Source organism: Actinosynnema sp. NPDC050801 (assembly GCF_040673975.1).
In the GTDB taxonomy this organism is placed as follows: domain Bacteria; phylum Actinomycetota; class Actinomycetes; order Mycobacteriales; family Pseudonocardiaceae; genus Actinosynnema.
Genome location: NZ_JBFAQZ010000007.1, coordinates 358920 through 382257, shown reverse-complemented (window position 1 = coordinate 382257; position 23338 = coordinate 358920). Strand labels below are relative to the sequence as shown.

Here is a 23338-nt window from a genome sequence, read left to right as displayed (position 1 = left end):
TCCTCACGTGGCCCGTGAGGCAGCGACTGGACGTTCCAAGACCGGAAGCATACGGCACCAGGTACCCGTCCTTCCAACTGGCCCGGTCAGAGGGGGTGCCGGCCGCTCACCCGATGGTGCGATCTGCCACGATTGGCGGCATGGGCACGCCTGAGACGACCACCGGGACCAGTACCTCCGAGCACCCGCGGATCTCGAAGCGGATCGGCGGGATCGCCGAGTCCGCCACCCTCGCGGTCGACGCGAAGGCGAAGGCGCTCAAGGCCGCGGGCCGACCGGTGATCGGCTTCGGCGCGGGCGAGCCGGACTTCCCGACCCCTGACGCCATCGTAGCCGCAGCTCAGGCCGCGTGCGCGGACCCGAAGAACCACCGGTACACGCCCGCCGCGGGCCTGCCCGAGCTGCGGGAAGCCGTAGCCGCGAAGACCAAGCGCGACTCCGGCTACGAGGTCACCGCCGCGCAGGTGCTGATCACCAACGGCGGCAAGCAGGCCGTCTACCAGGCGTTCGCCACGGTCGTGGACCCGGGCGACGAGGTGCTGCTGCCCGCGCCGTACTGGACCACCTACCCCGAGGCGATCACGCTGGCGGGTGGCGTCCCGGTGCAGGTCACCGCGGACGAGTCGACCGACTACCTGGTGACGGTGGCGCAGCTGGAGGCGGCGCGCACCCCGAAGACCAAGGTGCTGCTGCTGTGCTCGCCGTCCAACCCGACCGGCTCGGTCTACACCCGTGAGCAGCTCACCGCGATCGGCGAGTGGGCGCTGGAGCACGGGCTGTGGGTGATCACCGACGAGATCTACGAGCACCTGGTCTACGACGGCGCCGAGTCGGTGTCGCTGCCGGTGGCCGTGCCCGCGATGGCGGACCGCACGATCGTGCTCAACGGCGTGGCCAAGACCTACGCGATGACGGGGTGGCGGGTCGGCTGGCTGATCGGCCCGACCGACGTGGTGAAGGCCGCCGCGAACCTGCAGTCGCACCTGACCTCGAACGTGGCGAACGTGTCGCAGCGGGCCGCGCTGGAGGCCGTGTCCGGACCGCTGGACGCGGCGCACGAGATGCGCGAGGCGTTCGACCGGCGGCGGCGCGCGATCGTCGACCTGCTGTCGGCGATCCCGGGCGTCCAGTGCCCGACGCCGAAGGGCGCGTTCTACGTGTACCCGTCGGTGAAGGCGTTGATCGGCAAGCAGCTGCGCGGCACGACGATCACCGACACGGTGCGGCTCGCGGCGCTGATCCTGGAGCACGCCGAGGTGGCCGTGGTGCCCGGCGAGGCCTTCGGCACGCCCGGCTACCTGCGGCTGTCGTACGCGCTGGGTGACGACGACCTGAAGACCGGCGTGACGCGGATGGCCGAGCTGCTCGCCGAGGTCGAGTAGCGGGTCGACCAGCACGTCGAGTAGCACACAGTTTCGACGCTCCGTCGCGAAAGGCACCCCTGATGGGGTGCCTTTCGGCGTATTGAGACTCATTCGCATCACACGGTGTAACTGTGATGTGTACCACCCGACGGAGTGGAGGAGTCATGTCCGACCCGAAGCGCAACGCCCCGGGCACCGCCGGTTTCGTGCTCGGGCTCCTGGGTCTGGTGTTCGGCTTCGTCCCGGTCGTCGGCGTGGTGGCGTGGCCGCTGGTGGTCGTCGGGCTCGGCCTCGGTCTGCTCGGCCTGGTCCGGGTCAACCGCGGCCAGGCCGACAACAGGGGTCTCGCCGTCGCCGGGATCGCGCTGTCCGCGATCGGCCTCGCCGTCTGCGTCGCGTGGGTGGCTCTGCTCGGCGGTGCCTCCTCCGACGCCGAGAACGCCCTCGACGACCTGCAGGTCCAGGCCGAACGGGGTTCCGTGCTGGTCTACGAGGTGACCGGCGACGTGCCGCGGGCGACCGTCGACCACGCCACCTCCACCACCGTCGAGGAGGAGGTCGCCGCCCTGCCGTGGACCAAGGAGTTCACCGTCAAGGGGCCGTTCCGCGGCGGGACGCTGGACGTCACGACCGGCGCGGACGGCGGCACGGTGACGTGCAGGGTCACCGTGGACGGGGTGGAGCGCAAGACCGCGACCGCGTCCGGCCCGAACGCCGTCGCGAGCTGCTCGGGTTAACCCTCTGTAACTCCTTCGGGTGATCGGTGTAACCGTCGTCAGAAATACACCGATGGACTATTCAGTCCAACCGATCTTCACCCGAGGAGTGCAACGCATGACGGAGTCCGACCCACCTGCGCGACCGGGCCGCAAGTGGCTCGTGATCGGGGCCTCGGCGGCGCTCGTGGTGGGCGCGCTCGCGCTCGTGCTGGTGACCGCGGCGCCCGAGCCGCCGACCCGGGTCGTCTACCAGGTCAGCGGCACCGCGGCGGGGGCCACCGTCACCTACTCGACCTTCCACGGCGGCGAGACCCGCCAGGAGGAGCTGACCTCGCTCCCCTGGCGGATGGAGCTCCTCGCCACCGACGAGCCCGAGCACGGCGTGCTGACCGTCACGGTCGGGCCCGACGGCGGCGACGTGGCGTGCGAGGTGCGGGTGGCCGGGGTCGAGCGGCGTTCGGCCACCGCAACCGGCGCCCGCACCAGCGCGCTGTGCGACTTCTGAAGGGATCCCGGAAGGGACGGTTCCCTGCCGTCTCCGGGGTCGTCGCCAGGGGTGGTCGCTACGGGCGCAGGCGGACGCGGGCCGACGCGCCGCCGAGCACCGACTTGCCCTCGAACGAGGCCGTCACGTTGACCTTGAACGTGCCGTCGTCCAAGACCTTGGTCACCTTCCCGGTGACCTCCACCAACGCGCCCTTGTCGTCGTCAGGCACCGGAACGGGCCTGCCGAACCGCACGCCGTACTCCACCACGGCGCCCGGGTCGCCCGCCCAGTCGGTGACGATCCGGCACGCCATGCCCATGGTGAGCATCCCGTGCGCGATCACGCCGGGCAGGCCGACCTCGCGGGCGAACCGCTCGTTCCAGTGGATCGGGTTGAAGTCGCCCGACGCGCCCGCGTACCGGACCAGGTCGGCGCGGGTGACGTGCAGCGACAGCGGCGGCAGCTCGTCGCCGACGGAGACCTCCGATGCGCGGATCACGCGTCCTCCCCTCGCACCACGAGCGTGCAACGCCCCGTGGTGACCGGCTCGCCGTCCTCGGTGCTCACCTCGGCCCGGATCGCCAGCATGTCGTTGCCCATCCGCGACGTGATGCCGTCCACGTGCAGCGCGGTGCGCAGCCGGTCGCCCGCGACGATCGGCCGGTGGTGGACGAACGTCTGGTCGCCGTGCACCACGCGGGTGTAGTCCAGGCCCAGGTCCGAGTCGTGCACCAGCACGTCGTTCGCCTTCAACGAGATGATGATCGCGAACGTGGGCGGCGCGATGACGTCGCGGTACCCGGCCGCGCGGGCCGCCTCGGCGTCGCGGTGCAGCGGGCTCGTCTCGCCGAGCGCTTCGGCGAACTCGCGGATCTTCTCGCGGCCGACCTCGTAGGGCGGCGAGGGCGGGTAGGAACGTCCGACGAACGACTGGTCGAGAGGCACCCGAGGAGGTTACGTGGCCGGTCCCGACGCGACGAGGCCCGCCCCGGGTTCCGGGACGGGCCTCGTCGAGGTGGTCTTACGACCGGCTCAGCGGGTTTCCTTGTGAGCGCGGTGCGTCTTGCAGTTCGGGCAGAACTTCTTGATCTCCAGGCGGTCCGGGTCGTTGCGCCGGTTCTTCCTGGTGATGTAGTTCCGGTGCTTGCACTCCTCGCACGCGAGGGTGATCTTGGGGCGTACGTCGGTTGCAGCCACGGTCCTTGCCTTCCCAGAGCTCGTGTGCCCCGATTCCCCAGTACGGGCTTACCGCCTGGCGGGGATCTAGCGAGTAGCGGTGGCCGGACTTGAACCGGCGACACAGCGATTATGAGCCGCTTGCTCTACCAACTGAGCTACACCGCTTTACACAACACGGCCGCGATGCTCGTGCACCGCGGCCAGTTGTTGAGCCCCTTTACGGAATCGAACCGTAGACCTTCTCCTTACCATGGAGACGCTCTGCCGACTGAGCTAAAGGGGCTTGCTCTTGCGGAGCAAGGAGAACTCTACAACAGCCGTGCCGCCGGACGGAAATCGGGGGTGCCCCTCAGTGGACCAAGGTGAGCACCGTCTCATCGCGGGCACCCCTGACCTGCACCGTCCGGGCGCGCAGCCAGGCCTCGAAGCGGTCCTCGGACAGCGGCCGGGAGATCAGGTAGCCCTGCGCCACGTCGCAGCCCATGCCGACCAGCTGGTCGCGCGCGGCGTCGTCCTCGACGCCCTCGGCGACCACGGTGAGCCCCAGCGAGTGGCCGAGTTCCACGATCGAGCGGACCACCGCCATGTCACCGAGGTCGGTGCCCATGCCGAGCACGAAGCTCTTGTCGATCTTCACCTCGTCCACCGGCAGCTGCCGCAGGTACGCCAGCGACGAGTAGCCCGTGCCGAAGTCGTCCACGGCCAGCACCACGCCCATCTGGTGCAGCCGCCGCAGCACGGGCAGCGCGCGCTCCGGGTCGGCCATCACGCCGGACTCGGTCAGCTCGAACGTCAGCAGCTCCGGCGGCACCTCGTGGCGCTTCAACGCCGCCGCCACCCGGTCCGGGAACTCCTCGTCGGCCAGCGTCCGCACGGACAGGTTCACCGCGATCGACATCCGCAACCCGCGGTCGATCCAGCGGCGCACCCGCGCCAGCGCCGTGTCCATGACGAAGTCGGTCAGCACGTCGACCAGGCCGGTGGCCTCGACCGCGGGCACGAACTCGTCCGGGTCGACCCGACCGAACTCGGGGTGCTTCCACCGCACCAACGCCTCCGCGCCCACCACCTGGCGGCTCGGCAGCGCGACCTTCGGCTGGTAGTGCACGGAGATCTGGCCGTTCTCCAACGCCGACCGGAACTGGGTCACCAGCTGGAAGCGGCGCAGGAAGATCTGGCCCATGCTCGGCGCGTACTGGCGCAACGGCTCGTTGTCGCTGGTCGCCCGCACCGCCACGTCGGCGCGTTGCAGCAGCGCGTCCGGGTCGTACTCCTCCAGCTCGGCGTCGGCCGTGGTCGCCCAGCCGACGACCGCGCCCGCCTCGACGGTGAGCCGGTCGACGGGGTAGGGCACCGACAGCGCGGCGCGCAGCCGTTCGGCGATCTCCTGGATCTGCTCGGCCTGCCGGTCCAGCAGCAGCGCGGCGAACGCGCCGCCCTCCAGCCGGGCCAGCGGCACCTCGGGGCCGAGCTCGTCGCGCAGCCGTCGGCCGGCGGCGACGACCATCCGGTTGCCCCACGCCTGGCCGAGCGCGTCGGACACGGTGGACAGCACGTCGAGGTCGATCCGGACCACGACGGCCGTGTTCGCCTCGCGCATCGGCTCGTCGGCGGCCTCGCGGAAGCCGGGCCGGTTGAGCAGGCCGGTCAGCGGGTCGTGGTAGGCGTCGTGGCGCAGCCTGGCCAGCAGCCGCCGGTTGTCCACCGCAGTGGACAGGTGGCTCGCCAGCGTGCGCAGGAGCTGGATGTCGGCCTTGCCGAAGCCGCGCCACCGGCTGAGCCGGTCGTGCACCTCGACCGCGCCGAGCAGCTGGGTCGCCCCGCGCAGCGGGACCACCAGCGCTTCCTGCGCGTCACGGCGGGTCAGCGACTCGGAGACCTCTTCGCCCGCGTCCACGATGCGGAAGTACCGCACCTGGGCGCCGGGCAGTTGGAGCATGGCGTCCTCGCGCAGCACGCGCGGGTCGTCGCGGCGCATGCCCGGCGGCAGCGGCTCACCCGCGACCAGCGTGCGCATCGGCGCCTGCGGGTCGGTGCGCAGCCGCAGCACCACGCGGTTGGCGTTGAGCTGCTCCCGGATGCGTTCGGCGATGAGCTGCCAGTCGTCGTCCTCGCCGCACCCGTCGTCCTCTTCCGGTGTGGCGCCGCGCGGTCCGGTGGCGTGGCGGCCCGAGCGGGCCACGCGCAGCGAGACCTCGCTGAGGGCCTCCAGGTCGCGCTGCTCGCGCAGCAGACCGGAGTAGGCCAGGTAGATCGCGGTGATGCCGAGGAACACCAGGCCGATCAGCAGGCCGCCCCACGGCGCCTTGTCGGCGATCTCGTACCCCGCCAGGCCCGCGGAGGTGTTCAGCAGGGCCACCACGAGGGTTTGCAGCACCAGGCGCAGGCTCGGTGCGACCCGCATGCCCTTGCCCATGATCCGCAGCGCGGTCAGGCCGAGGACGCTGGCCAGCAGCGGTACCGCGATGGTGCCGATGAACGCGCCCGCCCAGAACGGGCCCTGCGCGCCCAGGAACCGCTTGACCAGCTCGGCGACCGCGAAGGCCACCGAGATCTCCATGAACATCAGGCCCGCGTTGTAGACGGCGCGGTCGAGCACCCGGCGGCCGAGCAGCGTGCCGACGCCCGCGACCACGTGCGCGGCGAGCACGATCTCGAACGGCGCCACCAGCAGGCCGAGCACGAGCGGGATCTCGGTGAAGGAGATGGTCCAGGCCACCCCGCTGCGCACGTCGACGTTGATGGCCAACTGCTCGGCGAGCAGGAACCCGACCACGAGCAGCGGTCCGGTCCACAGCAGTCGGACGTCGGGCTCGGTGTCGGGCAGCCACTTTCCGACGAGGAACGCGGACAGGGCGCCCGCGATGAGGAGCGCGACCGCGAACACGCTGAACGCGCGGTTCGTGGACCGGGTCGGCGCGCTCGACGCCGTGGCCGACGCGTGGTCGGACATCCAGCCTCCTCGTCGGCCTTCGTCACCGTGGACCGGGTCGCGGCCTACCGGCTCCGGGCGTGACTGAGGGGTCCCGAACACCGACCAGGACCCCTCCAAGGCTGCCAATGTACCCCGGTCGGGGGACGAAATGGCAGGTCGTGTAGCGGAATGCCACCACAAGTAACAGATCGGCTCACACGATCAGTCGTCCCCGGATCACCGTCACGGCCTGCCCCGCGAGCCGCACGCGATCTTGGTCCAGGGTGGCCCGGACCAGCCCGCCGCGGGCGGAGGCCTGCTCGGCCAGCAGGTTCGCGCGACCCAGCCGCGGTGCCCACCAGGACGCCAGCGTGCAGTGCGCGGAACCGGTTACGGAATCCTCCGGGACTCCGTAGGACGGGTAGAAGCACCGGCTCACCACGTCGAGGTCGGCGCGGTCGCCAGGGGCGGTCACGATCACCCCGCGGCCGGGCACCTCGGCGAGCGCGGCGAAGTCCGGGCGGAGGTCTCGGACCTCGTCGGCGGAGGCGGCCTCCACCAGCACGTCGGACACGGCCTGCGCGACGGCCCGCACCGTCACGCCCGGCAGGCCGGCGCGCAGCGGGGTGGTCATCTCGATCGGGGCCGCGGGGTCGGCCGGGAAGTCCATCTCGACCCAGCCGTCGTCGGCCGTGCACGTGAGCACGCCGCTGCGGGTGCTGAAGGCGCGGCCGCCGCCCAGCACGTGTGCGGTGGCCAGGGTGGCGTGGCCGCACAGGTCGACCTCGGCGACCGGCGTGAACCAGCGCAGCGGCAGCGGGCCGTCGTGGTCGACCCGCACGAACGCCGTCTCCGCGTGCTTCATCTCGGCGGCGACCGACTGCATCCACCGCTCGTCCACCGGGCCGTCCAGCAGCACCACACCCGCCGGGTTCCCCGCGAACGCGCGATCGGTGAAGGCGTCGACCACGTAGATCTCCACGGCGGGCAATCTACGGCCCGGCCGGGTTAGCTGGCAGGTGTGGACCCGTTGCTGCCCGACATCGCGCCCGTCGACGACCCGTACTCGTTCTCCGAGCTGCCCGAGGACGCCCTGAACGCCACGTGGGGTGCGCTGCGCACGCACGCGCTGCACTGGTACCCCGGCGCGGACCTGGACGAGCTGCTGCACGACTGGCCGTCGAGCGGCGCGGGCGATCACGACACGGCCGCGTTGGTGACCGTGCCCAGCCGTGCCGTGGAGACCGCGGCCGCGTTGCTGCGGCACGGTTTCGCACCGCTGCTGGTGACCGCCGCGCGGCTGCCGGGGCGCGGGTACGACGGCGGTTCGACGGCGCGGATCCGGCCGTTGACGGCGGACGATCTGGACGTCGCGGTGGAGCTGAACCTGGAGACGGTGCGGTTCGACGGCCGGTTCGGCATGGTCAACGCCCGGCCGTCCAGCGCCGAGCGGCTGCGCGAGCACATCGCGGCGCTGCTGGAGCGCCCGGAGCCGTGCGGGTGGTTGGCGGAGAGCGAGGGCGAGGTCGTCGGCTTCCTCTACTACGACCCGCCGGGGCACTCGGACTGGATCGCCGGGCGGACGTCCGTGCGGCCGGTGGCGTACATCGGGCTGCTGGGCGTGCGGGAGGACGCGCGTGGCGGTGGCATCGGCGCGGCGCTGACCGACCACGCGCACGGGCTGCTGGACGAGGCGGGTGTCGGCGTGACGCTGCTGCACCACGCCCTGCCCAACCCGCTGTCCACGCCGTTCTGGTACTCCCACGGCTACCGGCCGCTGTGGACGACCTGGCAACGCCGACCGGCGCGTTAAGCCCGCGCGAGTCGCTGCCCGCGTGCGGTGGGGATCCCGTCCAGCGCCCGGCGCGCCCGCGTGGCGGCCACGGGTCGTTCGGTGGGCTGAACGGAGCAGCCGTTCGGCGTGGCGGCGTGGCCCGAACGGCGTCGGAGGGGACAGTGGACAAGCCTCGTCCACCTGAGTGAACTTGTCCGGGCGGGGTACTCGCCGTACAGGTCCAGACCTCCTACAAGGCGAGGGAAGCACGTACGGGAAGGACGGGCGAGGGGGTCGCCATGAACGTTGCGAAGGAGCTGTCCGGCCGGGCAAAAGCCATGCTCCGCGCCGTTGCCGCTGGTCGGGCTCAGCTGTCGGGGGGACGCGAGCCTGACCTCTACGTGGACGGGTTGCCGTGCTGCGACCAGATGGTCACGCACGACCTCGTGCACGCTGGGCTGCTGCGGGCGCGCCGGGCGGTGGGTCTGGACGAGCGCGCGGACGCCGAGCTGACCGAAGCCGGGAGAGCCGCCATCGCGTAGCTCTCGAACAGGCGTTCGATATAGGTTATGCTGCACTACGAGGCCGGCACGCAAGCGAGAGGAAGCGCTTGCGCGTCGGCCTCACCTACGTGCGGGTCACCCCGTGATGCGCGAGGGCCCCTGCTCGCACATGTGCGAGCAGGGGCCCTCGTCGTGCGTGGCGAAGTGATCGCGGCAGGCACCACCCGGCCTGAGCCGGGCGACACGGCCCGCCTGGTGCGCCACTGGCGGGGGCGTCACCCGAGTCCGGGAATCACCCGGCTTCGAGCACACCCGCGCCGAAGGCAGCCACGCAGGCTACCGCCACCTTCCGACGACCGTGCGATCGTCGTGCCGGTGCATCGCCCGCCCCCTCCCCGAGGCGGAGCCACCCACTGGCCGGTGACCGCGGTCGACGTCACTTGATGAAGAAGTCGTTCACGCCCTTCAGGTCCGTCACGAACGTGTCGATACCCGTGACCTTGCCGTTCTGGATGGCGTAAACGCTGGCGAGGTGTTCCTCGAGCTTGCGACCGTCTTCGGCCTGCGCACTGTTGTGCATGAACATCGTCACGCCGGTGCGGCCGACGAGCATGTGCACGAGCTCGATTTTCCTCATGGTCACGCCGGCCGCGGCGACTCGCCGGACCCGCTCGATGAGCGCCTCCTTGCCCACCACCGTTCCCGAAATCCGACTGGTTCCGGGCATCGTCCACACTATGTCGTCGGTTGCCATCGAGCGCACCGCCGCCCAGTCTTGGCCTGTCATGCTGTCGAAGAACTTGCGCGCAATAGTGAGCAGTTCACCTGCGGACTGGTCTTCCACCATGTCAGGGCCCCCCTTATCTTCTGGTCGATATAACCCAGGTAGCTCTCCTGGTTTGTCGAGCATAGGTCGACGGAGCCGCGACTCCTTCTCCCATCGTGCTTGACTCGAACCGGCCGTCGACTTGATTCCCTATCGGTCCTCGAAGCAAGTTCGTTGTCGCGGTAAGCCCGGACTGCAAGTCGTTGGCATCTATACACCTGACGTGGAATCGCTTGTCCGACAAAGGGAGCAACCCTCATGACGTCGCCCTCACCGTCGGTGACCTGCGGCAAGCCTGACGGTCACGCGCCGTGGCAGGCCGCGGTGATGACATTCGGAACCAACCGTCAAGCCTCCACCAGGCCGAAGGAGGTGGTCGCACCCTTGGCACGGCGGGCGCGGAACCGGTGAGCGATGACCGTTCCGGAAACCGGCCGTGTCGCCACTCGACCACTCTATCGACCGGAGTGCACCGACCCCGATCCACGCCGAACACTATGTGAATTCGACGCATCACGCTGGGTAGCGCACCGGAACACTTCAATGGAAAAACAATGCGACGGTCCGACACGACACCCAAGGGCCGCCGACGATGAACCTGAAGAGCGTCGCGCACCAACTGGGTCGACGGTCGACCCCACCCAATGCGACGACCACTCCTCAACCCAGGCCGCTATCACCCGGACCGGACGCCAGCCCACACTCAAGGAACCACCACTCGGACACCGAGAGGGCACCATCGGACGAACTACTGCCGCCCATTCCGACGAGTGCCGCCGCATCATGAGCGTCCGACATGTTCGAGATCGCGCCGAACGGACCGCCCGCTCATCGCCTCACGGCCCACCAGGCGCCCTCATGACCTGCGTCACGCCCACGCCTCGACCGGGTTCACATCCGCAGTGCGGAGAAGGCACCCAGGCCACCGCCGGGTCGTCACCCGGCCTCGACCTCCAGCCGGACGACACGAGAAAGCCCCTGTGACCTGTCGTACCTGGTCACAGGGGCCTTACTCGCTGATGTGGCGGGTAGAGGATTCGAACCTCTGTAGCTTTCGCGACGGATTCGCAGAGTCCCGCTCGAACCGCACCTGACCAGCGCTTACAGCTCTTGGCACAGCCACTTCGGCACACTCTCGGCACAGCAGCCACTGCAACCCCGTCCACAGCAAGCCGTCCGGCCCGACTGGCGTGCCTTCGGAACACAGTCACGTCGGCCAACGATGATCCGGACATGCCCGAGGACCGCCCCGCTCCCGCGTCACTCCCCCGCCCCTTACCCGGGGAGCAGTCCGCCAACCACTCGCCCGTGCCACTGCCGACACCCTCCACGCCGCGCACGCCACTGGAGCCGATGCCGCGCAGGGTGATCGCGACCGTGGCGACTCTGATCGCCACAGCGACGGTCGGTCTGGTGGTGGCGCTGTGGTGGGCAGGCACTGCGGGGCTGTCCGGCGCGGAGCTGGTGAACGCGCGGTTCAACGCACTGCGCACCGGGTTGAGCATCGGAGTAGGCGGAGGCGGCATCTTCGCGCTGTACTTGGCGTGGAGACGCCAGCACGCCACCGAGATCGGGCTGGTACAGAAGGAACGAGACCAGGCCGACGTCGCCCGCGCCTACGAACTGCAACGCGAGACCGCCGAGCACACCCGCCTGCACGCCGAACGCGTCGCGGCCACGACCGAACATGACGCCGAGGAACGCCGGATCACCGACCTATATGCGAAGTCGGTGGAGCAGCTTGGGTCGGACAAAGCCCCAGTGCGGCACGGAGGCCTGTATGCCCTGGAACGCCTCGCCCAAGACAATACGGCCCTACGCCAGATCGTGGTTAACGTGCTTTGCGCATACCTTCGTACCCCTTTCGATCTTCCAAGCGAATTACCTGACGACAGCGATCGGGCCGCTCGCGACGAAAATCGCGAACAAATCCAGGAACGCGAAGTTCGACTGACGGCCCAGCGCATCCTTACCGCCCACCTGAACCCCAGTAATGGCATCGACTACTCGACTAGGACCTTCTGGAAAGATATCGACCTAGACCTTACCGGCGCAGTCCTAATTGACTGGCACATGAGCGGCTGCCTGGTGCGCAAAGCAACGTTCCGTCGAACCACCTTCATTGGTGACGCCAGATTTGCCAAGGTGCATTTTACCGGAAACGTGCGGTTCAATGAAGCAACATTCACAGGGGACGCCCAGTTCAACGAAGCAACATTCGTAGGGGATGCTCGGTTCACCAAGGCGACGATAATCAAGAACGCATGGTTCAGTGGAGCGACGTTCACCGAAGTCACCTGGTTCAACGGAGTAACGTTCGCCGAGACTACTCAGTTCAGCGAAACGAGATTCTCAAAGAACGTCTGGTTCAATGGAGCGATATTTACCCGAGATGCCTGGTTCAGCAGAGTAACGTTCACAGGGGACGTCCGGTTCCATGCAGCTAGATTCACCGGAGAGGCGCGATTCAACGAAGCGATATTCACCTGGGTCGCCCTTTTGGGCGGAGCGAGGTTCACAGAGGAAGTCTGGCTCGACCGAGCGACGTTCCGCCACCTTCCGTTCGAATCATCGCTTAATCGCTCGTCCTGGCCCACCGGATGGCGACTGTCATCCGAGCATCAAGCCATTGAAGATCGCGAAGGCACTTGGCATCACCTTCTAAAGGTCGAGCCTGGACCCGACGAATCGACCTCCGAATCCGCTGGCGACTGATCCCCAGACTCCCTCGTGAACCACGCTGACCAGCGCTTACAGCTCACGGCATCGTCACTTCGGTACACATCCGGCACAGGCACCCCGAGCGGGCACGAGCGACTTCCGAATCACGTCGCGGGCGCGCCCGACAGATTTGCGGAGAAGCCCGGTATCCTAGTCCATACCCGACCGTCTCCAGGATCGGTAACTTCGGCAACCGTGTAGGTCAGAGCCTTGCTGGAAAGTAACCCATCAAGATCGGGTTACCGATCGAACGGTAACCGGGCGGCGCAGCGGGCCCCAACGCTTAGACCGGCCGTTAGAGCAACGGGCAACAGACCTGCCAACACCAATCGGCTCCTTCAAGCAAGCCCACCCTCCACCGACCGCCACACCGACACGGTTACTTCTCGATCGGCAACCATGTCCGGTTACCGATCGACAAGCCTCTGACCTGCGCGGTTACCGAGGTTGCCAATGTTACCGAGACTTGAGACGCGCTCGGCACTCGAAGCGACGTAACTCAGGCCGGCGCCGCACAGGGGGCGGGCAGCATGTTGCCGATCGAAAGGCGACTAGGGCCGCGAAGCAGCCTCGGCGCGAAACGAGTCGCGAGCAAGGCTCCGCATCCGGTCTTCCATGCCCGATCGGTAGATTCCTCGATGACTCCGACTGCTAACACAACTCGCCAGAGAGGATGCTCAACATTGGTTAACGAGCCTGATCCCGCTACGAGTTCGCCGGTGCCACCACCTCCTGCGGTCCTTGCCCAGTACCAGGTCGTAGCAGCACGACGTCAGGCGTTCGACACGATGATGTGGCAAGCACCTGCATTGTCCTTGACTGCGCAGTCGTTCTTACTGTCGCTCGCCTACGGTGCTCAGTCGACCCGCCTGGCATCAGCGGTCGCTGGTGTGCTGTCAGTGATCGTGTCCGGGATGTCGGTCCAGTTGCTGCTTCGTCATCGACAGAATGAGATCACTGACTCGCTCTTGTTGCATCGGATCGAACTGGAACAGGGGTGGCCCGAGATGTTCGCATCGAGCAAGGTGCGAGCACGAACCGTGAGTGGCCCGCATCGTCGGCTGGTCCGCGGCCGTTCGTACCTGATCTGGGCGTGCGGGCTGAGCATTTTCGGGATCGCCGGGCTGCTCGCATTCGTGCGAGCGGTGCTCTAGGCAACTTCGGCAACCGTGCAGGTCAGAGCCTCACTGGAAGGTAACCGGCCAGGATCAGGTTACCGATCGAACGGGACCCACGCCGCGAAGCCAGTCTTCAGTGCTCAGCTGGCCGCGAGAGCAGGCCCCACCTCTAACACCGGCCATCACATCAGCCCTGGTTACCGTCGATCGGTAACCCGATCTTGGTCGGTTACCCCTGCGCAGGCCTCTGACCTGCGCGGTTACCGAAGTTACCGACCCTAGAGACGGTCGCGAACTGGCTGCCCGAAGTCCGTCTCGCGCTAGAGTCATCGCGTCGCGGCGTTGGGGGGCACGCCACCAGCCGCCGAGGTCCGGATCTCGAAGCGCTCATCAACGCGTTGACGGAGAACGTCCAGCGCGGCAACAGCGCCATCGTGACAGCGTCGTTCATCAAGGAGTTCAAAGACCTCGCTTGGTTGAACCGCATTGAAGCGACCTGTCGTGAGGTAGGCGCGAAGGTGTCCGTGGCATGGGTCTACTGCGACGCGGACACCATGCACACCTACATCCGGCATCGTGGCGCAGCACGCGATGCGGCCAAGCTGAGCAACTCCCGACGCGGTGGCCTCTCCGCTCGCCAAGCGCCCGTATGACCTCCGTCACGCGTGCGTCTCGACGTGGCTCACGCGGGAGTAGAGGCACCGCGGGTCGCCGAATGGGCCGGACACAGCCTCAACGTCCTCATGCGGGTCTACGCGAAGTGCATCGGTGGCGGAGAGGAGCGGGCCCGCCAGCTCGTCCAGGCGGGCCTGGGGGCGGTCGCCTAGAACTTCGGCACGTATTCGGCACAGACACCCGTAGAAGGCCGGTCGGGACCGGACACGGCCGGACGACACGAGAAAGCCCCTGTGACCGGTCGTACCTGGTCACAGGGGCTTACTCGCTGATGTGGCGGGTAGAGGATTCGAACCTCTGTAGCTTTCGCGACGGATTTACAGTCCGCTCCCATTGGCCGCTCGGGCAACCCGCCCCGCCCCCGGTGGTGCCGGGTGCGGTGGAGACAATACATAAGCCCGTGGGGGCCTGCGCAACCGGGTAACCCCGGTAGGCTTCCGGGCGGTTCCAGATCCACCTACGCGGAGGTACCGAGCACGTGGCAGACCCGTCGTTCGACGTGGTGAGCAAGGTCGACCGCCAGGAAGTCGACAACGCGCTCAACCAGGCCGCCAAGGAGCTGAGCACCCGGTTCGACTTCCGCGGCACGGGGACTCAGGTGTCCTGGGCGGGTGAGGAGGCGATCACCTTCCAGTCCGAGACCGAGGAGCGCTGCCGGGCCGCGATCGACGTCTTCCAGGAGAAGCTGGTCAAGCGCGGCATCTCGATGAAGGCGTTCGAGATCGGCGACCCGGCCCTGTCGGGCAAGGTCTTCAAGGTGACCGGCAACGTGGTCCAGGGCATCTCCAGCGAGAAGGCCAAGGAGATCGCGAAGAAGGTCCGCGACGAGGGCCCCAAGGGCGTCCAGGCGCAGATCCAGGGCGACCAGCTGCGCATCACCGGCAAGAAGAAGGACCACCTGCAGGACGTGATCGCCCTGCTCAAGAACTCCGACTTCGGCATCGCCCTCCAGTTCACCAACTACCGATGAAGGGCATCGTCCTGGCGGGTGGCAGCGGCACGCGCCTGCACCCCATCACCCAGGCGGTGTCCAAGCAGCTGCTGCCGGTGTACGACAAGCCGATGGTGTACTACCCGCTCTCGGTGCTGATGCTGGCGGGCGTGCGCGAGGTGCTGCTCATCTCGACCCCGGTCGACCTGCCGCTGTTCCGCCGGCTCCTCGGTGACGGTTCGCAGTTCGGCCTGGACATCTCCTACGCCGAGCAGGCACACCCGAACGGGCTGGCCGAGGCGTTCGTCATCGGCGCGGACTTCATCGGCGACGACGCCGTGTCGCTGGTGCTGGGCGACAACATCTTCTACGGCCAGGGCTTCTCGAAGCTCCTCCAGCACAACGTCGCCACGCTGGACGGCTGCGTGCTGTTCGGCTACCCGGTGAAGGACCCGGAGCGGTACGGCGTCGGCGAGGTCGACGCGAACGGCAGGCTCGTCTCGATCGAGGAGAAGCCCGCGCAGCCGAAGTCGAACAAGGCCATCACCGGCCTGTACTTCTACGACAACGGGGTCGTGGACATCGCCAAGTCGCTCAGGCCGTCGCCGCGCGGCGAGCTGGAGATCACCGACGTCAACCTGACCTACCTGCGGGAGGGTCGGGCCCAGCTGGTCGACCTCGGACGTGGTTTCGCGTGGCTGGACACCGGCACGCACGACTCCATGCTGGAGGCGGGCCAGTTCGTGCAGGTGCTGGAGCACCGGCAGGGCGTGCGCATCGCGTGCCTGGAGGAGATCGCGCTGCGGATGGGCTTCATCAACGCCGAGCAGTGCTACGCGCTCGGCGAGCAGCTGGCGAAGTCCGGCTACGGCCAGTACGTGATGAACGTCGCACTCGAAGCCCGCTAGGACCGGCGGGCCAGCTCTTCGAGCCGCCGCACGCGGTCGGCGATCGGCGGGTGGGTGGAGAACAGCCTGGCCAGGTTCTCCCCCGCCCGGAACGGGCTGGCGATCATCAGGTGCGACTGCGCGACCACGGCCGGCTCGGGTGCCAACGGCGCGGCCCGCGTGCCCAGGTCGATCTTGTGCAGCGCCGAGGCCAGCGCCAGCGGGTCGCCGGTCAGCTCCGCGCCGGACTGGTCGGCCTGGTACTCCCGCGACCGGCTCACGGCCATCCGCACGATGACCGCCGCGACCGGGCCGAGCACGGCGATGAGCAGCAGCGCGAACGGGTTGGGCCGGTCCTCGTCGTCGCCGCCGAACACGCTCGCGAAGATCGCCAGGTTCGCCAGCGTGCTGACGGCGCCGGCCAGCGCGCCCGCCACGCACGAGATGAGGATGTCGCGGTTGTAGACGTGCGACAGCTCGTGCCCCAGCACCGCGCGCAGCTCGCGTTCGTCGAGCAGGTCGAGGATGCCGGCGGTGCAGCAGACGGCGGCGTTGCGGGGGTTGCGGCCGGTGGCGAACGCGTTCGGCGCGACGGTGGGGCTGAGGTAGAGGCGCGGCATGGGCTGCCGCGCGGCCATGGCCAGCTCCCGGACGATCCGGTACATCGCGGGCTGCTCCACCTCGGACACCGGCCGGGCGCGCATGGCGCGCAGCGCGAGCTTGTCCGAGTTGAAGTACGCGTAGGCGTTCACGGCGAGCGCCAGCAGCAGACCGACGACCAGGGCGGTGCGCCCGAACAGCGAGCTGATCGCCACGATCAGGCCGCTCATGGCGCCGAGCAGCAACGCGGTCTTCAACGCGTTGTAGTGCTTGTGCACGTCGCTCGCCTCCGGCTGGTCTACGTCCCCTCCCTCAACGCGCCCGGTCGGCGCGGGGTTCCGGTACCGGGGCGTGCCGGGCGTGTGGCGGTGGTCTCCGGCGCGGGTTCGGCGCCCGCGTCCAGCGGCGGGGGCGGCGGCACGTGCGTGACCCACGTGGCCAGCACGTCGCGTTCGTGGACGAGTTCGGCGACCGCGCCGTGACCGTCGAGGCCGCCCGTGCCGGGGTAGGAGAAGTCCGGCGCCCAGTGCAGGGCGTCGAACGGGCACGCCTCGACGCAGATGCCGCAGTACAGGCACTGGCCGTAGTCGATGGCGAACCGGTCGAGCACGTTGCGCGCACGGGGGCGGGCCGAGCTCCGACCGTGGCCCGACCCCGCGGGCGGTTGCTCCTCGACCTCGGTGTGCGAGTCGATGTGGATGCACCAGTCGGGGCACTCACGGGCGCAGATCATGCACACCGTGCAGTTGGCCTCCAGCAGCGCGATGACGCCTCGGGTGCGTGGGGGCAGGTCAGCCACGGTCATCCTCCTCAGAGCGCTCGTAGCGCGGTCCCCACGACGGGTCGGGTACGCCGGGTGGTGCGGCCCGCCTGCGGCTGGGCGCGGACGTGCCGTTCTCGCCCGGTTCGAGCCCGCCGGGCCACGGGCGCACCACGCGGGAGGCGAGCACGAAGTCCTTGCGCAGCGGGTGGCCGCTGAAGCTGTCCGGGAGCAGCAGGTGGGCCGGTTCGCCGTCGGCGAGGGCGATGCCGAACATCTCCACGGCCTCGCGCTCGTGCCACGCCGCGCCCGCCCACCACTCGGCGACGCTCGGCAGCACGTCGCCGGGCCCGAGTTCGGTGCGCAGCAGCACGCCGTCCTTGGTGTCCGGGTCCAGCACGTGCAGCAGCACGGCGTGCCGCTGCCCGACCGCGCCGGGACGTCCGGCGTCCTCCACGCCGAGCCAGTCGAACTGCGTGCAGCCGAGCTCGTCGCGGGCCTGCCGGGCGGCTTCGCGCCACGCGTGCAGCGGCACGTGCGCGGTCGTCTGCCCGAACGCCGTGGCGGCCCGCGCCTCGGGCACGAGGTCGGCGAGCCGGGCGGCCAGGGCCTCGGACGCGGCGCTCACGACAGCAACCGGTGCAGCGCGGCGAGGCCGTCGAGCAGCGCCTCGGGACGTGGTGGGCAGCCCGGCACCGCGACGTGCACCGGCAGCGCCTGGTCGATGCCCTTGGTGACGCTGTAGGAGTCCCAGTACGGGCCGCCGGTGTTGCTGCACGCGCCGACGGACAGCACGTAGCGCGGTTCCGGCATCTCCTCGTAGGTCGCGATCACCGCGGGCAGCATGGCGTCGGTGACCGTGCCGGAGACGACGAGCACGTGCGCCTCGCCCGCCGAGTGCACCGGGTCGACGCCGAGGGCTTCGAGGTGCTCGGGCCGGTGGCCCTCCAGCGCGGCCATCACCTCGACACCGCAGCAGGCCAGACCGAGGTCGAGCACGGTGATCCGGTACGTCGTGCCCCAGTCCAAGGTGGAAACCGTCACCGGGTGAGGTTAATACGTGGGGGCCCGCCGGGCCGCTGCCCGGCGGGCCCCCAACCCCCCAATACCCCCCTGATTGCTCCCACGCGAACAAGCACCTGGTTGCGGCAGAAGTCTCTTACGGGTCGCGTATACCTGTCCAGGGGAATGCATCAAGATCTTCGGATAATTTCAGCACGAAGTGTGGTCAAGTTCAGTACAACTAATCGGTAGAACATCACGCCCCGACCCGAGAGGCCCTGCATGTCGACCTCGGCCCAACTGCTGCTGCCCGCGGGCAACCAGCTCAGCAGGCTCCTGCACACCTCACCGCTGCTCATGGACACCACGTTGGACCAGCTCAGAACGCTGATCGCGGTGTACGAGACGCGATCGGCGCTGCGCGCGGCACGGGTGCTCGGTCGGGAGCAGTCCAGCGTGCAGAAGCAGATCGACACGCTCAACCGCAACTTCAAGTCGTTGTGCGGCGAACCGCTGGTCGTCAAGCAGGGCCGGGGAAAAGACGTGCTGATCACACAGACCGGCGAGGCGTTGGTTGAATTGGCGAGGACCACGTTGACGGAGTGGCTCGATTCGATTCACGAGTGCCGGCGCAAGCTCGGCACCACGCTCACCGTCGGCACGACGCGGTTCATGCTCGACGCGCTGGCCAAGGCGTGGCACCACGTGGCCGACGACTTCCGCCGGCGGGACGTGGAGCTGAAGGTCGTGCACATCCGCACCAAGGACATCTGGACGAGCCTGGAGTCCAAGGAGGTCGACATCGTGTGCGGGAGCGTGGTGACGCACGCGGGTCGCAACAGCGGGTTCGAGGACTTCGACGTGATCGAGTGGCGGCGCGGTGGGTTGGCGCTGCTGACGAACCTGCCGGAGAGCAGGCTGGGCGGCAGCGTCGGCACCGGGGAGTTGCCGAAGCTGCCGCTGGTCGTGCCGGGTGACGGGCTGATCGCGGAGTTCCTGCGCGGCTGGTTCGGCCCGGACTACCGCAACGAGCTGGACATCGCGGCGGAGATCGACGAGATCCAGTACGGCATGTCGCTGCTGCGGTCCGGGCTCGTCGAGGGCTGCATGATCGTCACGTCGGGCCTGGGCGTGGTGGCCGCGAACAACGAGCTGCGCGAGGGCTCCGGCCTGCGCGTGGTCGAGCTGACCAACGACCGGAAGCCGCAGTTGGAGCGCTTGGTCGGGGTCTTCGCCCGCAAGGAGGAGCGGGCGAAGTTCCCGGCCGACCACCCGTTGAACCTGCTGTGGGCGGCGTTCCAGCGCGAGGTGTCCGACTAGCGCGCCGGCGGAGGTCGCCGGCTAACGCGCCGGGCCCGCGGGGCGTTCCTCGCGACGCCGTTGGGCTTGGCGCACCAGCCACTCCAGTCCGGTGAGAGGCTTCTGGGCCTCGGGCTTCTGCCGTTCCACGGGCTCCTCCTGCTCCTGTTGCGGTTGGGGCGACGGACGCTGGGCGTCGAGGTCGTTCATTGCGCGCTCCCTACCTTGGTCGACAGCGAGTGCCGTCGATCGGAGCACCGACGGGGGTCGGTGCGCTAGAGCGATCAGCCCTATGGGTGACGATCAGGGTGTCGGATCGAGGTTTCGATCGGGATTCCGGGTCAGGTCCGGAGCGGTTTCCGGATCGGGGTCCTCAGCCGCGCCCGGCGGACACGGTGTCGTGGTAGCGCTCGGCGTACCGGGTCGGTGTCTCGCCGAACATGGCGGTGAAGTCGCGGACGAAGTGCGGTTGGTCGGCGTAGCCGAGGTCGGCGGCCAGCGCGGCCCAGTCGATCCGGCCGCCGGCCTCCATGCGCTGGGTGACCTCGCGCAGCCGGTAGCGGCGGATCACCCACTTCGGGCCGACGCCGACGTGCTCGGCGAACAGGCGCTGCAACCCGCGCACGCTGCCGCCGACCTCGCGGGCCAGCACGTCGACCCTGGTCACCAGGGGGTCCTCGATGATCCGGTCGACGATCTCGGCCGCCTGGTCCGCCTTCGGGTCGGGGTCGGGCAGGGCACGGCGCAGCGCGTCCTCCACGTGGTCGAGGTCGGCGTGGTCGGACAGGTGGTCGGGCAGGTCGGCGAAGACGGTCGCGGCGGGCACGGACCGGTCGGTGATCGACTGGACCGGCGCGCGCAGGAACGGCCGGAAGGCGCCGGGGCGGAAGGCGACGCCGAAGACCCGGCCCTCCCCGTCGAGCTCCTTGAACACGTGGCCGCTGGACACGCCGCTCACCACCGCGGCGCCGCCGGTGAAGCTCAGCTGGACGTTCGGGTAGGGCACGATCAGCTGGCGGTAGGGCCGGTCGTACCGCCACTCCACGACCCAGTACCGGTCCACGTGCGCGGCCAGGTCCGTCGACGGCGGGTGGAACTCGTGCCGCTGGTGGCGCCGCCACGCCGGCGCCAGCTCGTCCCGGTCCTCGCGCGTCACGTCCGGGAGCGTATGTCGCCTTTGTTCAATACACGTGGGGTGAACGTTCCTACGGTGGGCGGCATGGTGCGTGAGCAGTTGATCGACCAGGCCGTGGCGACCGCGTTGGAGGTCGTCGAGAACATCAAGCCCGACCAGGTGGACGCGCCGACGCCGTGCCCGGCGTTCGACGTCCGCGGGCTCGTCAACCACCTGCTGTTCTGGGGCCCGTCCCTGAACGCCGCCGCGCGCAAGGCGCCCGTGCCGCCGCCGGCCGCCGCGGAGGCCGACGTCGACCTGACCGCCGGCGACTGGGCCGCCGACCTGGGCGCTCTGCTGCGGGACCGCGCCGCGGCGTGGGGCGAGCCGTCGGCGTGGACCGGCACGACGTCGGTCGGCAGCCCTCAGCAGCTGCCGGCCGAGATGATCGGCGCGATGGTGCTGGCGGAGACGGTCGTGCACGCGTGGGACCTGGCACAGGCCACCGGCCAGGCGCCGTCGTGGGACGACGACCTGCTGGCGTTCATCCACGCCGACCTCGTCCAGACCGCACCCCTGGGCCGTGAGATGGGTCTCTACGGCCCAGAGGTGCACGTGCCCGCGGACGCGCCGTTGATCGACCGGGTCCTCGCCCTCACCGGCCGAACGCCTTAGCGAGCGAAAGGGCGACGTCCGGTGGACGTGTTGCTCAAGGTGCACGCCGAGGTCTGGACGGCCGGCGGGACACGTCGAAGTGGAAGGCCGAAGACGTTCTTCGGTAGTCGGCGGACTACACCTGGCTGTTGTGCTTGCCCAACACATTTGGCAAGCTCGTCCCGGTACGACCGGCGGACACCGTTGTTCGACCATCCAGACCAGCCCAGAAGGGCCGAGTCGGATGAGAGACTCGGCCCCTGGTATCAGGCTCAACCTTCCATGAAAAGCCTGATCAGCATGAGCATTACCTGAATGAACATCAGGACGGCCCCGGAGCGGTGCGGGTGGCAGCCCTTGACCGCTTCGGGTTTTCCTGACTTCTTGCGACGACGTCGCACCAAGGACGCCTCCTAGACCCTGAAGATGTACGGTCGACCAGGAGGGCCGATGCCTGGCCGACCGATCGGACCGGCCAAGCCATCACCAGGGCGTGTCGCGTACCGCATCTCCGGCTGAGAAGCTACGCAGGGGCATACTTGAAGCCAACATCACCTGCGGCGAGGATACAGGCCTTGTGAAAGTTTTCACAAGGCCTCCTTGAACGGTTGTTCGAGTGCCTGACCGACAGTCCACGGCTCACCGCACCCCTGCATCGCGTCGCCGCAAGAGGCAGCCGGCATCGGGCATAGAGCAAGCGGACACCGAAGACGAAGGCCCTCGGCGATGATCTTGCCGAGGGCCTTCGCCGTTCCGCGCATGTTCCGTGAACACCGGCAGACGACGCCGGATGACCACCGTCAGCGACGTAAGCCGACAGACCACGGAGTGATGTTCGCGCTGGTCAGCGAGCTGAAGTCGCACTGACCAGCGCGAAGCCAAAAGGAGGATCAGTCCCGGAGTTCCATGGTGCAGCACTTCGGGCCGCCGCCGGACTTGCGCAGTTCCGAGATGTCCACGAAGACCGGGTCGAAGCCGCGGCGGGCCACCTGGTCGGCCAGTGCGGTCGCCTCCACCGGCAGGACCACGTGGCGGCCGTCGGAGACGGCGTTGAGGCCCAGGCACGCCGCGTCCTCGGCGGTGGCGATGACGGCGTCCGGGAACAGGCGGCGGAGGACTCGGCGGCTGCCCGGGGAGAAGGCGTCCGGGTAGTAGGCGATCAGGTCGTCGGCCAGCACGAACAGGGCCACGTCGAGGTGGTAATAGCGCGGGTCGGTCAGTTGCAGGGAGACGACCGGGACGCCCAGGACCTCCTGGGCCTCGGAGTGGGCCAGGGGGTCGGTCCGGAAGCCCGTGCCGGCCAGGAGGTACTTGCCGGTCCAGGCGAAGTCGCCCTCGGCCTCGTTGGTGCGCTCCGGCATCACGACGGTCCGGTAGCCGTTGGCCACGAACCAGCGCCGGAAGTGGTCGGCTTCCGCGGCTCGCTGCGGCGCCCGGAAGCGGGAGCCGAGGACCTGGCCGTCGATCACGGTGCCGGAGTTGGCCGAGAACACCATGTCCGGCAGGCCGGGTTGCGGGTCGATGACCTCGACGGAGTGGCCGAGGCGCTCGTAGGTCTCCTTCAGGGCCGTCCACTGCTCCAGGGCGAGCGACGTGCTGATCGGCCGCGTGGGGTCCATCCACGGGTTGATCACGTACTCCACCGCGAAGTACGCGGGCGGGCACATGAGGTACCGACGGGTGGTCGGCACGCGCACCTGCGCGGCGGGCGTGGTGACGTCCAGCACGATCGGCTCGTCGCCGGGGCCCGCGAAGGAAACCGAAGTCATGGATCGAAATGTAGAGGGCCGTCTGACCATCGAACAACGCCG

Annotated in this window: 24 protein-coding genes, 3 tRNA genes and 1 pseudogene; 13 read left to right on the top strand and 15 right to left on the bottom strand. The window is 68.8% G+C overall.

Annotation, left to right across the window (positions count from 1 at the left end; translation table 11 throughout):
• The first annotated feature begins 140 nt into the window (after positions 1 to 140).
• From AB0K14_RS19155 to AB0K14_RS19145, 3 genes are all read left to right on the top strand, one after another.
• On the top strand, positions 141 to 1382 hold the full coding sequence (locus AB0K14_RS19155; protein WP_360452826.1) for a pyridoxal phosphate-dependent aminotransferase: 1242 nt from the start codon (positions 141 to 143) through the stop codon (positions 1380 to 1382).
• A gap of 146 nt (positions 1383 to 1528) precedes the next feature.
• Entirely contained in the window at positions 1529 to 2101 is a 573-nt protein-coding gene (locus AB0K14_RS19150) for an MmpS family transport accessory protein (RefSeq protein ID WP_360452824.1), read from the top strand.
• A gap of 97 nt (positions 2102 to 2198) precedes the next feature.
• Positions 2199 to 2588: a hypothetical protein gene (locus tag AB0K14_RS19145; protein ID WP_360452822.1), complete on the top strand. Its 390-nt coding sequence runs from the start codon at positions 2199 to 2201 to the stop codon at positions 2586 to 2588.
• A gap of 58 nt (positions 2589 to 2646) precedes the next feature.
• On the opposite strand, the gene AB0K14_RS19140 is transcribed toward AB0K14_RS19145, so the two are convergent.
• The 7 genes from AB0K14_RS19140 to AB0K14_RS19110 form a co-directional block, all read right to left on the bottom strand.
• Positions 2647 to 3069 (bottom strand): MaoC family dehydratase, encoded by a 423-nt coding sequence (locus tag AB0K14_RS19140; protein WP_360452820.1) that lies wholly within the window; start codon positions 3067 to 3069, stop codon positions 2647 to 2649.
• Positions 3066 to 3515, bottom strand: coding sequence for a MaoC family dehydratase N-terminal domain-containing protein (locus AB0K14_RS19135; RefSeq protein WP_360452818.1), 450 nt, complete (start codon positions 3513 to 3515; stop codon positions 3066 to 3068). Before AB0K14_RS19135 ends, AB0K14_RS19140 begins: the two co-directional genes overlap by 4 nt.
• Positions 3516 to 3602: 87 nt before the next feature.
• Positions 3603 to 3767 (bottom strand): 50S ribosomal protein L33, encoded by a 165-nt coding sequence (rpmG, locus tag AB0K14_RS19130; protein ID WP_015105301.1) that lies wholly within the window; start codon positions 3765 to 3767, stop codon positions 3603 to 3605.
• 74 nt (positions 3768 to 3841) lie between these two features.
• Positions 3842 to 3914: transfer RNA gene (locus AB0K14_RS19125), tRNA-Met, on the bottom strand.
• A 45-nt stretch (positions 3915 to 3959) separates the two neighbouring features.
• A tRNA-Thr gene (locus AB0K14_RS19120) sits at positions 3960 to 4032 on the bottom strand.
• Between the two features lie 66 nt (positions 4033 to 4098).
• Positions 4099 to 6702: an EAL domain-containing protein gene (locus tag AB0K14_RS19115; RefSeq protein ID WP_360452816.1), complete on the bottom strand. Its 2604-nt coding sequence runs from the start codon at positions 6700 to 6702 to the stop codon at positions 4099 to 4101.
• A gap of 175 nt (positions 6703 to 6877) precedes the next feature.
• Positions 6878 to 7645: a PhzF family phenazine biosynthesis protein gene (locus AB0K14_RS19110; protein WP_360452814.1), complete on the bottom strand. Its 768-nt coding sequence runs from the start codon at positions 7643 to 7645 to the stop codon at positions 6878 to 6880.
• Positions 7646 to 7684: 39 nt separating this feature from the next.
• On the opposite strand from AB0K14_RS19110, the gene AB0K14_RS19105 reads away from it, so the two are divergent.
• Positions 7685 to 8476: a GNAT family N-acetyltransferase gene (locus tag AB0K14_RS19105; protein WP_360452812.1), complete on the top strand. Its 792-nt coding sequence runs from the start codon at positions 7685 to 7687 to the stop codon at positions 8474 to 8476.
• Between the two features lie 260 nt (positions 8477 to 8736).
• On the top strand, positions 8737 to 8979 hold the full coding sequence (locus tag AB0K14_RS19100) for a hypothetical protein (protein ID WP_360452810.1): 243 nt from the start codon (positions 8737 to 8739) through the stop codon (positions 8977 to 8979).
• 397 nt (positions 8980 to 9376) lie between these two features.
• Here AB0K14_RS19100 and AB0K14_RS19095 read toward each other — a convergent pair whose 3' ends face one another.
• Positions 9377 to 9787: a nuclear transport factor 2 family protein gene (locus tag AB0K14_RS19095; RefSeq protein ID WP_360452808.1), complete on the bottom strand. Its 411-nt coding sequence runs from the start codon at positions 9785 to 9787 to the stop codon at positions 9377 to 9379.
• Between the two features lie 1287 nt (positions 9788 to 11074).
• Between AB0K14_RS19095 and AB0K14_RS19090 the strand changes: the two genes are divergently transcribed.
• The 4 genes and pseudogenes from AB0K14_RS19090 to AB0K14_RS19075 all read left to right on the top strand — a co-directional run.
• Positions 11075 to 12481 carry a pentapeptide repeat-containing protein gene (locus tag AB0K14_RS19090; RefSeq protein WP_360452806.1) on the top strand — a complete coding sequence of 469 codons (1407 nt, stop codon included), beginning with the start codon at positions 11075 to 11077 and terminating at the stop codon, positions 12479 to 12481.
• A gap of 725 nt (positions 12482 to 13206) precedes the next feature.
• Entirely contained in the window at positions 13207 to 13641 is a 435-nt protein-coding gene (locus tag AB0K14_RS19085; protein WP_360452804.1) for a hypothetical protein, read from the top strand.
• Between the two features lie 362 nt (positions 13642 to 14003).
• Positions 14004 to 14258 (top strand): hypothetical protein, encoded by a 255-nt coding sequence (locus AB0K14_RS19080; RefSeq protein ID WP_360452874.1) that lies wholly within the window; start codon positions 14004 to 14006, stop codon positions 14256 to 14258.
• Positions 14230 to 14432: pseudogene (locus AB0K14_RS19075) on the top strand (integrase); the annotation flags it as partial. The gene AB0K14_RS19080 and the pseudogene AB0K14_RS19075, both read left to right, overlap by 29 nt.
• Positions 14433 to 14554: 122 nt before the next feature.
• On the opposite strand, the gene AB0K14_RS19070 reads toward AB0K14_RS19075, so the two are convergent.
• A tRNA-Tyr gene (locus AB0K14_RS19070) sits at positions 14555 to 14635 on the bottom strand.
• Between the two features lie 123 nt (positions 14636 to 14758).
• Here AB0K14_RS19070 and AB0K14_RS19065 point away from each other — a divergent pair.
• Positions 14759 to 15250, top strand: coding sequence for a YajQ family cyclic di-GMP-binding protein (locus tag AB0K14_RS19065; RefSeq protein WP_360452802.1), 492 nt, complete (start codon positions 14759 to 14761; stop codon positions 15248 to 15250).
• A complete protein-coding gene (gene rfbA / locus AB0K14_RS19060) occupies positions 15247 to 16119 on the top strand; it encodes a glucose-1-phosphate thymidylyltransferase RfbA (protein WP_360452800.1) in 873 nt (290 codons plus the stop codon). Before AB0K14_RS19065 ends, rfbA begins: the two co-directional genes overlap by 4 nt.
• On the opposite strand, the gene htpX is transcribed toward rfbA, so the two are convergent.
• The 4 genes from htpX to nuoB are packed head-to-tail and all read right to left on the bottom strand — an operon-like array spanning position 16116 to position 18502.
• Complete coding sequence (gene htpX, locus AB0K14_RS19055) at positions 16116 to 16976, bottom strand: zinc metalloprotease HtpX (RefSeq protein ID WP_360452798.1); 861 nt, start codon at positions 16974 to 16976, stop codon at positions 16116 to 16118. The two genes, rfbA and htpX, sit on opposite strands and share 4 nt — an antisense overlap.
• A 20-nt stretch (positions 16977 to 16996) precedes the next feature.
• Positions 16997 to 17503 carry a 4Fe-4S binding protein gene (locus AB0K14_RS19050; RefSeq protein ID WP_360452797.1) on the bottom strand — a complete coding sequence of 169 codons (507 nt, stop codon included), beginning with the start codon at positions 17501 to 17503 and terminating at the stop codon, positions 16997 to 16999.
• On the bottom strand, positions 17490 to 18086 hold the full coding sequence (locus tag AB0K14_RS19045) for an NADH-quinone oxidoreductase subunit C (protein ID WP_360452795.1): 597 nt from the start codon (positions 18084 to 18086) through the stop codon (positions 17490 to 17492). Before AB0K14_RS19045 ends, AB0K14_RS19050 begins: the two co-directional genes overlap by 14 nt.
• Positions 18083 to 18502, bottom strand: a complete 420-nt coding sequence (gene nuoB / locus AB0K14_RS19040) for an NADH-quinone oxidoreductase subunit NuoB (protein WP_360452793.1) — start codon at positions 18500 to 18502, stop codon at positions 18083 to 18085. The genes AB0K14_RS19045 and nuoB overlap by 4 nt, the downstream gene beginning before the upstream one ends.
• A gap of 240 nt (positions 18503 to 18742) precedes the next feature.
• On the opposite strand from nuoB, the gene AB0K14_RS19035 reads away from it, so the two are divergent.
• The gene (locus AB0K14_RS19035; RefSeq protein ID WP_360452791.1) at positions 18743 to 19780 is read left to right on the top strand and encodes a LysR family transcriptional regulator; all 1038 of its coding nucleotides are present in this window, start codon (positions 18743 to 18745) and stop codon (positions 19778 to 19780) included.
• 352 nt (positions 19781 to 20132) lie between these two features.
• Here AB0K14_RS19035 and AB0K14_RS19030 read toward each other — a convergent pair whose 3' ends face one another.
• Positions 20133 to 20915, bottom strand: a complete 783-nt coding sequence (locus AB0K14_RS19030) for a helix-turn-helix domain-containing protein (RefSeq protein ID WP_360452789.1) — start codon at positions 20913 to 20915, stop codon at positions 20133 to 20135.
• A 63-nt stretch (positions 20916 to 20978) separates the two neighbouring features.
• Here AB0K14_RS19030 and AB0K14_RS19025 point away from each other — a divergent pair, with 63 nt between their 5' ends.
• Positions 20979 to 21548: a TIGR03086 family metal-binding protein gene (locus AB0K14_RS19025; RefSeq protein ID WP_360452787.1), complete on the top strand. Its 570-nt coding sequence runs from the start codon at positions 20979 to 20981 to the stop codon at positions 21546 to 21548.
• A gap of 869 nt (positions 21549 to 22417) precedes the next feature.
• Here the strand turns inward: AB0K14_RS19025 and ddaH are convergent.
• Positions 22418 to 23296, bottom strand: coding sequence for a dimethylargininase (gene ddaH, locus AB0K14_RS19020; RefSeq protein WP_360452785.1), 879 nt, complete (start codon positions 23294 to 23296; stop codon positions 22418 to 22420).
• Positions 23297 to 23338: the final 42 nt, after the last annotated feature.

Bases quoted from the DNA above. Each gene is read 5' to 3' on its own strand.
- AB0K14_RS19155 (WP_360452826.1), top strand. From the start codon at position 141: ATGGGCACGCCTGAGACGACCACCGGGACCAGTACCTCCGAGCACCCG.
- AB0K14_RS19150 (WP_360452824.1), top strand. From the start codon at position 1,529: ATGTCCGACCCGAAGCGCAACGCCCCGGGCACCGCCGGTTTCGTGCTC.
- AB0K14_RS19145 (WP_360452822.1), top strand. From the start codon at position 2,199: ATGACGGAGTCCGACCCACCTGCGCGACCGGGCCGCAAGTGGCTCGTG.
- AB0K14_RS19115 (WP_360452816.1), bottom strand. From the start codon at position 6,702: ATGTCCGACCACGCGTCGGCCACGGCGTCGAGCGCGCCGACCCGGTCC.
- AB0K14_RS19100 (WP_360452810.1), top strand. From the start codon at position 8,737: ATGAACGTTGCGAAGGAGCTGTCCGGCCGGGCAAAAGCCATGCTCCGC.
- AB0K14_RS19095 (WP_360452808.1), bottom strand. From the start codon at position 9,787: ATGGTGGAAGACCAGTCCGCAGGTGAACTGCTCACTATTGCGCGCAAG.
- rfbA (WP_360452800.1), top strand. From the start codon at position 15,247: ATGAAGGGCATCGTCCTGGCGGGTGGCAGCGGCACGCGCCTGCACCCC.
- AB0K14_RS19050 (WP_360452797.1), bottom strand. From the start codon at position 17,503: ATGACCGTGGCTGACCTGCCCCCACGCACCCGAGGCGTCATCGCGCTG.
- AB0K14_RS19035 (WP_360452791.1), top strand. From the start codon at position 18,743: ATGTCGACCTCGGCCCAACTGCTGCTGCCCGCGGGCAACCAGCTCAGC.
- AB0K14_RS19025 (WP_360452787.1), top strand. From the start codon at position 20,979: ATGGTGCGTGAGCAGTTGATCGACCAGGCCGTGGCGACCGCGTTGGAG.
- ddaH (WP_360452785.1), bottom strand. From the start codon at position 23,296: ATGACTTCGGTTTCCTTCGCGGGCCCCGGCGACGAGCCGATCGTGCTG.